This window comes from Bacteroides sedimenti, from assembly GCF_040365225.1.
GTDB lineage: Bacteria > Bacteroidota > Bacteroidia > Bacteroidales > Bacteroidaceae > Bacteroides > Bacteroides sedimenti.
In genome coordinates, this window is record NZ_AP028055.1 from 2441364 (window position 1) to 2457145 (window position 15782).

Below are 15782 nucleotides of genomic sequence, written 5' to 3' on the forward strand. Positions count from 1 at the left end.
TTTATTATTCGTTAATCACATTCATTTCACATTTTTTGCAATCGAATGACAAGCGGAACCTCTTCTCCTTGTAGGTCAGGTAGTAAGGTTCGGCATAGGGCGACTTTGCACCTTGATGGATAGGACAATAGCCCATGTTATAGCGGATACAGTACTTACAAAACATAACCGTGGCACCTTCCACCGGAGTTTTTTCAAAAGCAGGCTGTATTTCCTTCACTCCATGATCCCGATAAAATGTCTCAGCTTCAGCATTCATCACATTCCCCAGATAAGTGAGCTTTTTCAAAGGGAATGGATGGCTTGTGGGCTCTATTTTTTTATTCGAACGACGAAAATTAATTTTCCGGGTTTGAAGCAATTTTTCAACTGTCTCTCTTCTTAATTCGGCAAGAACCGAAGCCGGTATAAACCAGTTTTCACTAAAATCCACATCAATCCGAATTGCTTCGAAAGGAGTATTACCGAGTTTGCCCAACTGATTTCGTAGGTTTTCCTCCTGAGGGGTACGAGCCAGTTCTTTCTCTCGCGGAAGAGTGACGCTAACAGCGTTTCCATCCTCGTCTTTGGCCGAAAGGGTAAATCCAAAATTATTTTCCGACAGCGTAAATTCCGCAGCTATTTTTCGTTCTGCCGATTTACGTGCAAGCATCTTTTCGAACTCCTGATCAAAATTGCGGTAAAGTACCGTACGAGGTTTTACCTTTGGCATCTCCTGTGGAAAGAGCTTGTTGGTCTCCACCCGGTTGATACGAAATCCCGAAAGTTCCCCCTGCTCGTTGATAAAGCAGACACCATCGCCGTTGTTGAAAGACTTAACACCAGCTACAGTAAGATAGTTGCCTCGCAATTCCTTTACAGTACCCATCTCCTCGCCCAGTGATTTAGGCGTATCCATCGATGAGAGTTCCTTTGATCGGTTGAACAGAAAATAATTTGTAAATCCCCTGCTGAAACTTTTATTCAGCTGAGGATTAAATTCATATTTGCAATGTCCCGAAGAAGCTCGGGTATATTCTTCACGCCGTTCTATAATTTCATCCAATTTCTGGCGATAATAGGCGGTTACATTCTTAACATAAGAAACATCTTTTAGACGTCCTTCTATCTTTAAAGAAGAAACACCGGCATCCAGCAGTTCTTCCAGATGATCAGACTGATTCAGATCCTTGAGCGATAGAAGATGTTTGTTCCGTACAATCACCTTTCCGTTTGCATCAGTCAGATTAAACGGTAAACGACAAAACTGTGCGCATTCTCCCCTGTTGGCACTTCTTCCAAAGACAGCCTGACTTACATAGCACTGTCCGCTATAGCTTACACACAAAGCCCCGTGCACAAAAGCCTCCAGCGAAACATCACATGCTTCATGTATTTCCCGAATTTGTTTCAAAGAAAGTTCACGCGCCAGAACCACCTGCTCAAATCCGGCATCAGCCAGGAACTTCACCTTTTCAGGATTCCGGTTATCCATCTGTGTGCTGGCATGCAAGGCAATCGGGGGAAGATTCATGCGAGTAATCGCCATATCCTGCACAATCAGAGCATCCACTCCCACCCGATAAAGTTCCCAAATCATACTTTCGGTCTCTTTCAGTTCCTCATCATAAAGAATGGTATTTAGTGTTACATAAATACGGGCATTAAAAAGATGAGCATGTTCTACAAGCCGGGCTATATCTTCCAACGAATTACCGGCAGCAGACCGTGCACTGAACTTAGGCGCACCAATATAGACAGCATCAGCTCCATGGTTGATTGCCTCCAAACCACACTCCAGATTTTTTGCAGGCGACAGCAGTTCAATTTTACGTGGCTTTTTCATCGGATATCATCAATATTGTAAGGAGTTTCCTGGTACACAAAATAGTTCAGCCAGTTGGAAAACAACAAATTGGCATGTCCCCGCCAGCGAACCAAAGGAGTATTTTTAGGGTTGTCATCGCGATAGTAGTTACACGGCATTTCAATATCAAGTCCCTTTGCCAGGTCGCGTTTATACTCTTCATCAAGAGTTAACGGTGAATACTCCGAGTGACCGGTTACATAAAATTCGCGTCCATTCTTTCCCATTACCAAATACACTCCGGCATCGTCCGATTCAGAAAGAATCTCCAGTTCGGAAACTTTCTCGATATCCTCCTTACGAATTTCAGTATGGCGGCTGTGAGGCACATAAAAGATATCATCAAACCCACGGAAAATGGGGTTAAGAATATCATTCGGTGTATGAGCAAACACACCAAACATCTTTTTGTATAACGGATATTTGGGCACTCCGTAATGATGGTACAATCCGGCCTGTGCAGCCCAGCAAATATATAGCGTAGAGGTAACATGAGTTCGGGTCCAATCAAAGATTTCAGTTATCTCATCCCAATAATTAACCTCTTCATAATCCATTTGCTCCACCGGGGCACCGGTAATAATCATTCCATCGTATTTCTCCTTCTTCATTGTTTCAAAATCCTTGTAAAAAGTCATCATATGCTCTATCGGAGTATTCTTCGAAGTGTGACTTTTAAGTTTCATGAAAGAGACTTCCAGTTGAAGCGGCGTGTTGGACAACAGGCGGATTAAATCGGTTTCTGTGGTTATTTTCAGCGGCATCAGATTGAGAATCGCAATCTTCAGCGGACGAATATCCTGCTGACTTGCCCGGGAATTATCAATAACAAAGATATTCTCTTCCTTGAGCAACTCAATAGCTGGTAATTTATCAGGTAAATTTAACGGCATCTTTTCTTACTACTTTTTTGTATAACAGTTGCAAAAGTAATCAAATCTCAGCAATCTTATTCAGATCAACCAACTAATTAATCTAAACAGAATCTACAATTAACCTTTTATTAAAATGAAAATTGAATAGTCCACATAGAAAAAGAGGATGCCCAAACCATTTTAGACATCCTCTTTTATCATTTCTCTATCAAAGTTTATGTTGATATAGTTCTGCCATCACTTTATGATATCGACTTTCAAGTGTCATATAATTAAGATGAGCCCTGAAAATTGTAGCAGCGTCAACGCTATACTCAACAATGGAAATCTGCTTCTTACGCAGCGCCTCACTAAGCAAAGGCATTGATGTTTCCATTATAGACTGGTTGTACTCTTTCATGGAATTTCTCAACATCTGCGCATCTTTATAGAGCTGCAACAATCTTACCTCTGTCTGTTGGGAAAGGCTTTCCTTCTTGAGGTCTACATATACAGATTGTGCTTTAGCCTGTTTCACTTTGTTTTTATTCTCAAACAGAGGAAGAGAAAAGCCCACAATCATTCCGTTAAACTGTTGCCCCAATCCGGTGTTTCTTCGGTACCCCAACTCCAGCTTAGGCAACCACTGTGATTTGTTCACCGCAAGCTGCTGTTGCGCAACCTTTTGTTCTCTTTCCAACGAAAGAAGTTCTGCATTTCCTGACAGTGCTTCCTGCTTTAATGAGGCAAAATCGGTTATATTTTCCTCCGCAATATAGATTGTATCCGAAAACTCTACCGGGATATTCCCATTCAATGCCTGAAGTTCCAATAATTTTCCACGTCGCTGTGCTTCATTAAATTGATATTCTGTACGTGCATTCAGCTGTTCAAGCTGAATCTTGTTAGTTTCAAGGGCATTTGCATCTCCCAGTTCCAACCGTTGTTTATACAAATCAGCTATCTCATCTCCTAGTTTCAGCCATTTCTCGTAAAGAGCCTTCTGTTTGTTCAACAAAATCAGGTCCAGACAAATCTGTTTGGCCGAAAGAAGTATCTGTTGCCTGAGGCTTCCTTCCTGCCTGTCAAACACATCCCCTTTTAAACGGATTAGTTCGCTACGCCGACTGTAAAGAGTTGGAAAATCGAACTCCTGTGAAACATTCAGTTCGGAGGCTTTTCCCAAAGAAGAAGGTGAACCGAACTGGTAACTGTAGGAAACAGACGGATCAGAAAGGTTATTCTCTGTCTTTGCTTCCAGTTTTCGGGAAACGGTTAGCTGGCTTGAAGCCTTTAATTCCTTGTTATTCGCTTCAATGCTTTTAAGAATTCGCCCAATGCCGTCTGCCTGAGGTTTTGCTCCGGAAGCAGCAAGCAATAGCATAAAAAGAATCACTATTTTTTTCATAACTCTATTTCTTCTTTTTGTTCATACTCAAATAAACACCCGGAATGATGAACCCATTCAGGAAGGTGGACGTCAAAAGCCCTCCCAAAATCACCTTTGCCATCGGACTCTGTATTTCGTTACCAGGTAAATCACCATTCAACGCTAAAGGAATCAATGCCAGAGCCGAACAAAGTGCTGTCATCAAAATAGGATTTAACCGATCGAGAGATCCCTGAATAACACATTCGTGAAGAGAATGTCCCTGATCACGAAGATGGTTATAATGAGATATCAGCAACATTCCGTTTCTGGTTGCGATACCAAACAGGGAAATAAACCCAATGATTGCCGGGATACTTATCTCTCCTGTGGTTATCAACAGAGCAAAGACTCCTCCAATCAGGGCCAGAGGCAGGTTAATCAACACAATAGCCGATTGTCTTGCACTCTTAAATTCATGAAAGAGAATCAGGAAGATAACTACTACAGAGAGGATTGAAGTCAGCATTAGAATCCTTGAAGCAGCCTGCTCACTTTCAAACTGTCCGCCATACTCAACATGATAACCTTCCGGAAGTTTCACATTCTGATCGATTCGTTTCTGAATATCATTCACTACGCTGCGTAAGTCTCTTTCAGATACATTGGCCGATATCACGATTTTCCGTTTCACATTTTCACGGTTAATCGTATTTGGTCCCATGGACGAAGTAACTTCTGCTATATGTTCAAGCGGAATCTTAGTTCCATTGGCATCAATCATGAGTCCGCGTATCTTTTCCGCTTCATCTTTGTCATTATCTCTCACCTTCACCGTTAAATCAAAGGTCTTTCCTTCTTCATAAACCTGTGAAACAACCTCTCCTGCCAGGGAGACATTGATAAATTCCGAGAACTCGGGCAATGAGATTCCATACTTAGCCAACATCTCTCTTCTGGGAGTTATTTTTAGCTGTGGACGCTCAATCTGCTGTTCCACATTCAGGTCGGCAATACCCTTAACATCCTTTATTACAGATTTTATTTGATTCCCTATCCCGAACATTTTATTCAGGTCATCACCAAAAAGTTTGATCGCAATCTGTGCTTTACTTCCCGAAAGCATCGCATCAATACGGTGAGATATTGGTTGACCAATTTCAATATTCGTTCCCACAAGGGAAGAGAGTTTCTGACGAACATCAGCCACCACCTCTTCACGCGAGCGTTCCTTCAACTCGAACGGTGCCTCAATTTCTGAGACATTCACACCCAAGGCGTGTTCATCGAGCTCGGCTCGTCCGGTTTTACGAACAACAGTCTTTATCTCAGGAATCTTCATCAGCAGTTGCTCTGCCCTACGACCGATATTGTCCGATTCCTCAAGTGATATACCCGGTAGGCTACTTACATTGATGGTAAACGACCCTTCATTGAACGGCGGCAAAAAGCTTCTTCCCAAAGTGAAAGATAAGACAAAAGCCACAAGAAACAGTCCAAAGGTTCCACCTATCACCAATCGGTTATGATTCAATGACCAGTTCAATGCCCGTTCGTAGATTCCCTTCAGATACCTCGCTACAAAGGCTTCTTTAGGAATTCCGTCATTCTTCTCACGACCTAACAGATAGCTGCAAAGCACCGGAGTTAAAGTAAGGGCAACAATGGTAGAAGCTACCAACGATATAATGAAGGAGATACCCAGTGGTACAAGCATACGTCCTTCCATGCCTGAAAGGAAGAAGAGCGGCACGAAGCTGACAATTATTATCAACGTTGAGTTCAAAATCGGAGTACGCACCTCTTTTGAAGCCTCGAATACAACCGAGAATATTGTTTTCTGCTTATCCTTGCCCTTCATCCGGTTTTCCCTCAGCCGTTTATAGACATTCTCCACGTCTACAATCGCATCGTCAACCAGCGATCCAATAGCTATCGCCATTCCTCCCAGACTCATCGTATTGATGGTCAGCCCCATATAGTGCATTGTAAGAATGGTGACCAACAGAGAAAGAGGCAACGTAATCAACGAAATAAATGTTGTCCGCACATTGGCCAGGAAAAGAAGTAGCACAAGTACCACAAAAAAGGAGCCCTCGTACAATGATTTCTTCACATTGCCGATTGAACTGTCAATAAAGCGGGATTGACGGAAACTATCAGTGGAAACTTTCACATCGGCCGGCAGATTTTTCTGTAAATCTTTAACCGCAGCTTCCAGTTTTTCAGTCAAATCAATTGTACTGGTATTGGGTTGTTTAGTTACAGTAATCAGCACTGCCGGTTTCCCTTTCTCGGAGGCGACTCCAAGCTTGGGCTCTTTTCCTGATACACGAACGTCGGCAATGTCCTGTAAGAGCACCGGCATTTCACCATTCCTCTTTATCACGGCTTTTGAAAGTTCCTCAAGTTTAGACGTGGAAAGCACACCCCGCACAATATATTCATTTCCGTATTCATAAATCACCCCGCCGTTGGCATTTTGGTTCATGCCCCGGGTGGCGTTCATCACTTCATCAATCGTCACATTATAATGCTTCATTCTGGCTTGGTCCAACAATAGCTGGAATTCCTTGATATCACCACCCAGTACAGCCACTTGTGCCACACCTCCTGTAGAAAGAAGTCGTGGACGAATGGTCCAGTCAGCAATGGTTCTCAAATCAAGCATCGAAGTTGAATCGGCAGTTAAGCCAATAATCAGCATTTCTCCTAAAATAGAAGATTGTGGCCCCAGAGTGGGTTTTCCAACATTAGCCGGCAACGATTCACTTACGGCAGCCAGCTTTTCTGAAACAATCTGCCGGGCCAGATAAATATCCGTCCCCCAGTTAAACTCCACCTGAACTACAGAAAGACCTGTAGTCGAAGAAGAACGTACGCGGCGTACATCCGTCGCACCGTTCACTGCCGTCTCAACCGGAAAGGTAACCAGCCGCTCCACTTCTTCAGGAGCCATACCTTTTGCTTCGGTCATTACAACAACCGTTGGTGCATTCAAATCAGGAAAAACATCCACTTCCGTATGCAAAGCGGTATAAAAACCAGCCACAAGCAATATAACGGAAGCAAACAACACAACCATCCGGTTATGTAGGGAATAGTGTATTATTTTATTAAGCATGACACACCTCCCTCATTAATGTTCGTGTGAATGTGCGGGGATAGCACTACTGGCCGATGCTAGTTTTACCTGATAAGCTCCTTTCGTAACCACCCTATCACCCGGTTTAATACCAGAAAGAATCTCAACCTTTATACCATCATCAGCACCCAGCTTCACCTCTTGTTTTTTATAGCCCTCTTCATCCAGTTGCAAATAGACAAAGAAAAGTCCTCCTTCATCAGTCAGAGCCGTTCTGGGAACAGTCAAAACATTATTTTTAGGAGAAGATAACAAATAGACCTCTACAAAAGCTCCGGGTATAACCTCGCCTTTATTATCAAATTCAAAAGTAACCGGGATATAAAACGAAGTGGCATCAGAAGCCTTGCCAAAAGAAACAAGACGTCCGTTCAGCTCTTTCAATCCGTAAACTTTTTCATCGTATGGTGTTTTAAAATTGGCGGATGTAATCGTTTTTAAGGAAGAATAATGCTTTTCAGACAACTCAGCCCTCAGGAATAGCTTCTTATTCTGTGTCACACTTGCAATTTGCTGACCTACTGACACGTAATCCCCCTCTTTAACCAAAATCTTATTTACGAAGCCCGATATAGGAGATTTCACAGCTTGTCCATTCGCAGAATGATTCTTGCTTATCGCCTCAAATGTAAGACGAGCATTCTCATAATTTTCTTTTACCATATTAAATTCTCGTTCAGACACAATCCTGCTCTTCAACAATTCTTTCGAGCGGTCGTATTCTTGCTTCGCTATCTGGTAAGAGCTACGGGCTTTATTAATCGGATCGCCATCAACAATCTCTTTGGAGGAGATGGTAAGCAACGAAGTCCCTTTACTTACCTTCGCTCCTTCTGTGAGCAATGTTCTAAAGGAGACAATCCCTGCCGCAGTAGCTACCACAGTAGCCTCATCACCTTGTGCCGGCATCACCTGCCCGCTTGTTTTTATAACCTGACAGAAACTGGAAGGTTTAATCACTTGTACCTCCACCCCGGCCGCATCCGCCTTGACTTTGGGTAGTATTATTTCATCGGAATGCTTTTCAGCTCCTTCCTCTTTGTGTTCGCCATTTTGTTCTTCCTGTTCGTGTTCGTGCTCATGCCCTTTGGATGCAGAGTTCCCATTACAGCTACCTAATAGGAATGCACAAAGAGAGCACATAAGAAATATCTTTTTCATTATGCAATCTGTTTATAATTAATAAAGGAAATAAAAATGAAAGGGAGGTACGGATTAGCAGAGAGCTACCGCACTCATTGTTTAGATTACCGGAGGTGCACGAAGAGAAGCAAGGCGGTGAAATCCGGAACCATATAAAGGCTCCGAAAAACAGACTAACCGGTCTGAAATCTTTAATTTTGGAGGAAGTAACGCAACTTGTATATCCTCTAAGAAAAGAGTGAAAACCGGAAAATCTTGTAATTGTGTAATTGAATAGTTATGATGTTGAACAGAGAAGTGAAGTTTGGTAACGCAGTATCCTTCACAATCAGGATCTTCCTGATGATGCTCCGAACCAGGATTCTCATCATTCAAGAAACAAATCTCCTCACCATTATGGTGATGATGGGGCAACACCGGAACAATCAGCACCAACATGCTAACCAGTATTAACAACCAACTGATATGTCTTCTCTTTTCCATCCGTTTGTTTTAGAAATACAAAGATAATACAATATAAGTCTTCATTGCCGGAAAAAAGTTGAAATTAACCAAAATACTCATTAAAAAATCACTTTTGTACTCTACAATGAAAATATAGAACTACTTTCATGAAATAAAAAAGAGGTAAAAACCTGTCTATTGGGTTTCTACCTCTTAAATACTATATTAGGAAACAACTACTTTTTTACCAAATGGAGACTCTCTTTTCAACAGGAAGGAACATCGGATCTTTCTCTGTAATGTTGAAAGCCTTATACCAAGCATTGATGTGAGGAAGGGCTCCATCCACACGCCATTTACCCAATGAGTGAGGGTCAGACTTGGTTCTTGTCAAGATGGCTTCCGGGCGGATATTACCAGCCCATACTCCTGCATAAGCAAGGAAGAAGCGCTGTTCGGGAGTAAACCCATCAATAGTTGGCAGCGATGCATTTGCTGTAGCCTTTTTAAAGGCTTGGTAAGCAATCTGCAAACCACCATGATCGGCAATGTTCTCTCCAAGAGTAAATTTCCCGTTGGCATGAACACCTGGTGCCACCTCAATTTTATCGAAGAAATTAACCATTACAGCTGCTCTTTCATCAAAGTTTTTGGCATCTTCTGCAGTCCACCAGTCTTTCAGGTTACCATCCTTATCATATTGTCTGCCCGAATCATCAAATCCGTGTGTCATCTCATGACCAATAACCACTCCGATGGCTCCGTAATTAAACGCATCATCTGCATTCATATCAAAGAATGGGTATTGCAGGATTCCAGCCGGGAAGCAGATTTCATTTGTTGTAGGATTATAATATGCATTTACCGTTTGAGGAGTCATATGCCATTCATCTTTATCCACAGGTTTACCGGCTTTTGAAATGTTATATTCAGTTTCGAATTTGTTTGAACGTTCAATGTTTGCCCAGTAAGAGTCATTCTTTATCTGCAAACCAGAATAATCCCTCCACTTGTCAGGATATCCAATTTTTACATGAAATGCCGATAGCTTTTCAAGAGCTTTTGTCTTGGTAACATCGCTCATCCAAGGCAGATTCTGAATACGTTCACCCAAAGATTCCTGAAGGTTCTTCACCAGAGTCACCATTCTTTCCTTGGCAGCAGCGGGGAAGTATTTCTTCACATACATCTGTCCCACAGCTTCACCCAAAGAGCCATCCACAACTGCCACGGCACGTTTCCAGCGAGGTTTCATCTCTTTCACGCCATTCATGGTTTTGCTGTAGAAGTCAAAGTTAGCTTTATAGAAATCGTCGCTCAGGTAAGAAGCAGATGCATCAATCAGTTTCCACTGCAGATATGCAATCTGTTCTTTCATAGGAACAGTATTAATGATGTTCACCACTTCCTTCACCGAGGCAGGTTGACCCACATTGATGTCTTTCAACCCTTTCAGTCCGAAACCGGCAAAAAAGCCATCCCATCCAAACGACGGAAATTCCTTTTTAAGGGTAGCAATTGTCATCTTATTATAGTTTGCATGAGGGTCTCTCAGCTCAACCTTTGTACGAGCAGCCTTTGCCAAACGAGTTTCGATTGCCATTACCGAAGTCATAGCCTTCTGGGCATACACTTTATCGAATCCAGCCAGTTGGAACATCTTAACAATGTGCTGTTTGTATTTATCACGAATCTCTTTAGTCTTGGCATCATTATCAAGGTAATATTCCCTTTCGCCCATGCTGATACCGCTCTGATATGCATGCACCATATTCATGGAGCTGTTCATATCATCTGCGCCCACATACACACCAAAATAGGGATCTAATCCTATTTCACGCATATCTGCCAGCAAGGCGTAAATTCCGGATTTCCCTTTTAATGCGGCAATTTTTTTCAAATATGGTTTGATAGGAGCAGCTCCTTCTTTATTCAGCTTCTCGCTATCCATAGCGATATTGTACAAATCACCAATTTTCTGAGCCACCGTTCCTTGTTCATTCTTGGTTTTGGCAAGCTCTTCAATCAAGCCTTTCAGCTGTTCACGGTTATTTTCGGCCAGCTTATCAAAAGAGCCGAAACGCGAATATTCACCTGTCAACGGATTATTTTTCATCCAGCCTCCACAGGCATATTGATAAAAGCTGTTTCCAGGTAAGGTCGACTTATCAAGATTATTGAAATCAACTCCAGGAGTCAGCTGAGCTTTCAGTTCACAGTTCCATGTCGAACTCATCAGACAAAAAGCTACAAGTGGTAAATAATTCTTCAATCTCATATATTTTAAATTTAGTCATCAGCAATGATTTAATTGTTTGACGCAAAAGAATAGCAAAAAGTCACAGTTCAATTTCTAATTATGCAAAAAATATCCAGAAAAGTTTTATTCCCCTTTAGCTTCCTCCAATTCCATGGAAGCCACTTCCCATTCTTCGACCACACTATCAAGTTCCTGTTTCAGTTTCTGATGCTCTGCATAAAGCTCCATATCCGAGGCCCCTTCGGGTGTAGCCATTTTCTGCTCAACCCCTGTAATCTTCTCCTCCAGCTCCTCTATCTTATCTTCGCAATCACTAACCTGTTTCTCCAGTTTCCGAAGTTTTTTGTTGAGTTCCTTCTGCGCTTCGTAAGACAATTTGTTTTCCGAAGCAGCCTCAGCATCTTCTTTTTTTGTTGTAGGAGAAGCAGACAGAGACGGTTTGCTCTGCAATTCGTTAAGACTCTCCATCTTTTTCTTTTGAAGAAAATCATAAATACCTCCTAAATGCTCCTTCACCAGTCCGCCACCAAACTCATACACTTTAGTAACCAGACCATCAAGGAACTCCCTATCGTGCGATACAATAATCACTGTTCCGTCAAAATCGCGTATTGCATCTTTCAGCACATCTTTGGTACGCATGTCCAGGTGATTGGTCGGTTCATCCAGAATCAACAGATTCACCGGTTCCAGCAGAAGTTTTATCATAGCCAGACGGGTACGCTCCCCTCCCGAAAGCACCTTTACTTTCTTATCAGAAGCCTCTCCACCAAACATAAAGGCACCAAGAATATCACGAATTTTAGTGCGGATATCCCCTGTGGCAACATAATCAATCGTATCGAACACGGTAAGCGATTCATCGAGCATCTGAGCCTGATTCTGAGCAAAATAACCAATCTGCACATTATGCCCGATGGTCAGTTTCCCCTGATAGTCTATTTCTCCCATGATACATTTCACCAAGGTGGACTTACCTTCACCGTTCTTCCCAACAAAAGCCACCTTTTCTCCACGGTTGATTGTAAGATTCACATCGTGAAAAACAACATGGTCTCCATAACTTTTTACGAGGTCTTCCGCTATGACCGGATAATTCCCCGAACGCAATGAAGGCGGGAATTTAAGCCTCAGCGAAGAGTTATCCTCCTCGTCAACCTCAATCCGCTCAATCTTTTCAAGCTGTTTAATGCGGCTTTGTACCTGCACCGCTTTTGTAGCCTTGTAGCGGAACCGTTCCACAAAATCTTCCGTTTCCTGAATCTGCTTTTGCTGATTTTCATAAGCCCTAAGCTGTTGCTCCCTCCTCTCTTTACGGAGTTCAACAAAATGTGAGTATGAAACCTTATAGTCATATATCTTTCCACAGCTTATTTCAATAGTCCTATTGGTCACCGCATCAATAAACGCCCGGTCGTGAGAAACCAGCACCACTGCATTACAGCGGGTAGACAAAAAGTTCTCCAACCATTGTATGCTCTCAATATCGAGGTGGTTTGTCGGCTCATCAAGCAAAAGTACATCCGGTCTTCTGAGAAGCAGCTTAGCAAGTTCTATTCGCATACGCCATCCACCGCTGAACTCTGAAGTAGGACGCGAAAAGTCTTCACGACTAAAACCCAATCCTCCCAACGTTCTTTCAATTTCAGCTTGATAGTTGGTGCCCCCCATCATCAGGAAGCGTTCATTCTCATGAGTAAAGCGGTCTATCAACTTGTGATAGCCCTCCGATTCGTAATCAGTCCTGTCTGCCAGTTCCTGATTCATCCGCTCAATGCTTGCCTGAAGCTCAGAAATATGTTCAAAAGCCAGTTCCGCCTCTTCCATCACGGTATGCTTGTCGCTTAAAATCATTACCTGCGGAAGATACCCGATGGTTACATCTTTGGGAGCAGAGACCGTACCTGCCGTAGGAACCTGCAACCCTGCAAGAATCTTCAGCATGGTAGATTTACCCGCGCCGTTTTTCCCAACCAAAGCAATGCGGTCTTTCTTATTAATCACATACGATACGTCGTCAAAAAGCGCCCTTGCGTTAAACTCAACTTTTAATCCTTCTATTGAAACCATTTTCTGTTTGTTTCTTTTTTTACTAACATGCAAAGATACAACAAAAACGCGATTCACATTCAGCAAAACCAGTTTTGAAAAGTATAAAAACATGAATTATATACCAAAAAGAGAGAAATCTGGCCAGTATATTTGGATATTAAAAAGATTTCATATTAATTTGCGCATAACCTTGAAAGATGTGCAGATTATGCAATGATCTGAACCTTTCCAGGAAGTAACGAAGCACTGTAAGTGCTGCATTTTTAAAATGCGCTTTACAGTTATAGTTAAATAACAATAAACCTTAAAATATTATGAAGACATTTCAATTAATTCAAGTTCTCGGGCTTTCTGTGCTTATCGGAGCATTATACACAGTGGTAAAGTTAGCAGCAATGGTTTACAACAAACTCCGATTCTAATATTTCCGGGAATTATCAGCCTTCCTATTCAAACAAATAGAAATAAGGACAACAACGGCAAGATGCATTTCTTGCCGTTTGTTTTTTGCAAAAGATTCGCCACCCGGATCTTATTTTATTTCCATTTCAGATTATGAGGATATGAAAATAAATAGTTATTTTGCATCTGAATACCATTTCATAAGCACAGCATCAACAAACTAAGAATGCTAAATTTAGGAAAGAGCCAAATGACTACTGATACTCAATATAAAAGCAAGACCAGAAAACCGCTGACCATCACAATTATGGGAGGAGGAAACAGAGGAAAGACCTATGCAGAATACGCATTGAAATACCCTGATGAGCTGAAAGTTCTTGCAATTGTAGAACCCAATGAAATAAATCGGGAGTATTTCACTTCCCTCTACCAAATTCCCGAGCATCTCTCTTTTGCCGACGAAACCAGTTTTTTTGCACAGAAAAAACTTTCGGATGCTATATTCATTGCCACGCCCGATCATTGTCATTATTCACAGGCTATAAATGCCCTAAATAACGGCTACCATATACTGCTCGAGAAACCCATTGCGCAAAACCTTAATGAGTGTTATGACATTGCCGCCCTTGCCGAAAAGAAGAATCTGCTTGTCGGAGTCTGCCACGTTCTGCGATACAGTAAATGTTTCCAGAAAGTAAAACAACTGATAGAAAGCAAAGAGCTGGGAGAGATTATCAACATCATCCATTTCGAGCCCGTTGGACTGGAGCGGATGGCACATGCCTTTATCCGCGGACAGTGGCGTAAACAAGAAGATGCCGGACCCATTATCATCACCAAATCCTGTCACGATCTGGACTTAATCCAGGGATTGGTAGGCAAAAAATGTAAATCGATTGCTTCATACGGTGCGTTAAACTACTTTAAGCAAGAGAATGCCCCAAAAGGAAGCACGGACCGATGCATCAACGGATGCCTTGTGGAAGAGAGTTGCCCCTATTCCGCGGTAAAAATTTACCTGAAAGAGCGCAGCTGGCTTCGTAACTTTGCATTAACTGCAGACGAAAAAATCAACGAAGAGATAATCCGGAAAGAGCTGAAAGAAGGGCTTTACGGCAGATGTGTGTTTCATTGCGACAATACGGTTATTGATAGCCAGGTGGTATCCATGCTTTTCGAAGATAATGTAACGGCCAACTTCACCATGTCTGCCTTTACAAAGAAAGAGTTTCGCACTACCCGCATTCTGTTGACCAATGGCGAAATCTTTTCGGACGAGAAATCGATCACTTACTCCAACTTCCAGGAAGGGACCGAAAAAAGAATCCAGATAAACGAGACTTCCAAGCATGGCGGAGGAGACCATGTTATCATCAAATCGTTCATCAATGCCTGCCGGGAAAACAGCAAGGAGCTGCTACCTTCAAACATCGACGACTCAATCGAAGGGTTCAGAATGGCTATTATGGCTGAAGAAAGCAGGATAAAAAAGAAGATGATTGAATTATAGGTATTTACTGCCAAAAAAAAATTAAAAATCCACCAATATAACAGGCACAAGAAAGAGAGATAATCCATACTGACGTCATCACTATGGAAGTTTCTACCCAAAATGTTAGATGCAACCGGATAGGTATGAGAAGAATCTGTTGTAACCTTAAAGCACTTCGATAATTTGGTACGCAAACCCATTTTTTTCATATGGCGTGCCACCGTTGGTCTTGAAACAAAAGCGCCGTCTGCCTGAAGGTTCTTTGCAAGCCTGGTGCTGCCATTCGACCTTTAGCCCTGATATAGTAGGTTCGGATCTCTTCATTAAGTTTTTTATACTTGTGAGCATTAATCCCTTCTGGAATTGACAACTTTGAGCGGACACAGATTTAAGTTATCAATTCCATCTATCAAGAAATTTCTTGTCTCGATTAATTTTAGGATCTTTCTTTGAATATAAGATTTTGATAGTGTCCCCAATCATATAATAATCATCGTCGACACTTCCTGTATATGAACTACCCTTGATTTCAAAAGTATATGTACATTTGACTTTACCTTTACTTCCAACTTTTCGTACATCAGTAACAACAGCATTTGTTTCAACACCTTCATCTATTAAATAGTTGTTTTCAATGGTTTTTCTTATGCCTATTATAAAAACATTTACAAAAAAACACAAAGTTATAAACCATGTTATATTACTTTTAAAACTCCAATTATTTTTCTTCATCTCGTTATCATTTTATGGTCTATATTCGTGAGTATAATCGTAT

10 protein-coding genes are annotated in these 15782 nt (G+C 41.8%); 1 reads left to right on the forward strand and 9 read right to left on the reverse strand.

From position 1 onward, the window contains the following. Positions 1 to 4: 4 nt before the first annotated feature. From ABWU87_RS09595 to abc-f, 8 genes are all read right to left on the reverse strand, one after another. Positions 5 to 1825, reverse strand: a complete 1821-nt coding sequence (locus ABWU87_RS09595) for a peptidase U32 family protein (protein WP_353330246.1) — start codon at positions 1823 to 1825, stop codon at positions 5 to 7. Further along, positions 1822 to 2739, reverse strand: a complete 918-nt coding sequence (gene metA / locus ABWU87_RS09600) for a homoserine O-acetyltransferase MetA (protein ID WP_353330248.1) — start codon at positions 2737 to 2739, stop codon at positions 1822 to 1824. The genes ABWU87_RS09595 and metA overlap by 4 nt, the downstream gene beginning before the upstream one ends. A 190-nt stretch (positions 2740 to 2929) precedes the next feature. Next, positions 2930 to 4108, reverse strand: coding sequence for a TolC family protein (locus ABWU87_RS09605; RefSeq protein ID WP_353330250.1), 1179 nt, complete (start codon positions 4106 to 4108; stop codon positions 2930 to 2932). 4 nt (positions 4109 to 4112) lie between these two features. Further along, positions 4113 to 7193 carry an efflux RND transporter permease subunit gene (locus ABWU87_RS09610; protein ID WP_353330251.1) on the reverse strand — a complete coding sequence of 1027 codons (3081 nt, stop codon included), beginning with the start codon at positions 7191 to 7193 and terminating at the stop codon, positions 4113 to 4115. Positions 7194 to 7208: 15 nt separating this feature from the next. After that, on the reverse strand, positions 7209 to 8375 hold the full coding sequence (locus tag ABWU87_RS09615; RefSeq protein WP_353330253.1) for an efflux RND transporter periplasmic adaptor subunit: 1167 nt from the start codon (positions 8373 to 8375) through the stop codon (positions 7209 to 7211). Between the two features lie 81 nt (positions 8376 to 8456). Next, positions 8457 to 8840, reverse strand: coding sequence for a DUF6769 family protein (locus ABWU87_RS09620; protein WP_353330255.1), 384 nt, complete (start codon positions 8838 to 8840; stop codon positions 8457 to 8459). A 205-nt stretch (positions 8841 to 9045) separates the two neighbouring features. Then, entirely contained in the window at positions 9046 to 11079 is a 2034-nt protein-coding gene (locus ABWU87_RS09625) for a M13 family metallopeptidase (protein WP_353330257.1), read from the reverse strand. Positions 11080 to 11184: 105 nt separating this feature from the next. Then, positions 11185 to 13131 carry a ribosomal protection-like ABC-F family protein gene (abc-f, locus tag ABWU87_RS09630; protein ID WP_353330259.1) on the reverse strand — a complete coding sequence of 649 codons (1947 nt, stop codon included), beginning with the start codon at positions 13129 to 13131 and terminating at the stop codon, positions 11185 to 11187. Between the two features lie 610 nt (positions 13132 to 13741). Here abc-f and ABWU87_RS09635 point away from each other — a divergent pair. After that, a complete protein-coding gene (locus ABWU87_RS09635) occupies positions 13742 to 15025 on the forward strand; it encodes a Gfo/Idh/MocA family protein (protein ID WP_353330261.1) in 1284 nt (427 codons plus the stop codon). A gap of 378 nt (positions 15026 to 15403) precedes the next feature. On the opposite strand, the gene ABWU87_RS09640 is transcribed toward ABWU87_RS09635, so the two are convergent. Further along, the gene (locus ABWU87_RS09640; RefSeq protein WP_353330262.1) at positions 15404 to 15739 is read right to left on the reverse strand and encodes a hypothetical protein; all 336 of its coding nucleotides are present in this window, start codon (positions 15737 to 15739) and stop codon (positions 15404 to 15406) included. Positions 15740 to 15782 lie beyond the last annotated feature (43 nt).

Bases quoted from the DNA above. Each gene is read 5' to 3' on its own strand.
- ABWU87_RS09595 (WP_353330246.1), bottom strand. From the start codon at position 1,825: ATGAAAAAGCCACGTAAAATTGAACTGCTGTCGCCTGCAAAAAATCTG.
- metA (WP_353330248.1), bottom strand. From the start codon at position 2,739: ATGCCGTTAAATTTACCTGATAAATTACCAGCTATTGAGTTGCTCAAG.
- ABWU87_RS09605 (WP_353330250.1), bottom strand. From the start codon at position 4,108: ATGAAAAAAATAGTGATTCTTTTTATGCTATTGCTTGCTGCTTCCGGA.
- ABWU87_RS09610 (WP_353330251.1), bottom strand. From the start codon at position 7,193: ATGCTTAATAAAATAATACACTATTCCCTACATAACCGGATGGTTGTG.
- ABWU87_RS09615 (WP_353330253.1), bottom strand. From the start codon at position 8,375: ATGAAAAAGATATTTCTTATGTGCTCTCTTTGTGCATTCCTATTAGGT.
- ABWU87_RS09620 (WP_353330255.1), bottom strand. From the start codon at position 8,840: ATGGAAAAGAGAAGACATATCAGTTGGTTGTTAATACTGGTTAGCATG.
- ABWU87_RS09625 (WP_353330257.1), bottom strand. From the start codon at position 11,079: ATGAGATTGAAGAATTATTTACCACTTGTAGCTTTTTGTCTGATGAGT.
- abc-f (WP_353330259.1), bottom strand. From the start codon at position 13,131: ATGGTTTCAATAGAAGGATTAAAAGTTGAGTTTAACGCAAGGGCGCTT.
- ABWU87_RS09635 (WP_353330261.1), top strand. From the start codon at position 13,742: ATGCTAAATTTAGGAAAGAGCCAAATGACTACTGATACTCAATATAAA.
- ABWU87_RS09640 (WP_353330262.1), bottom strand. From the start codon at position 15,739: ATGAAGAAAAATAATTGGAGTTTTAAAAGTAATATAACATGGTTTATA.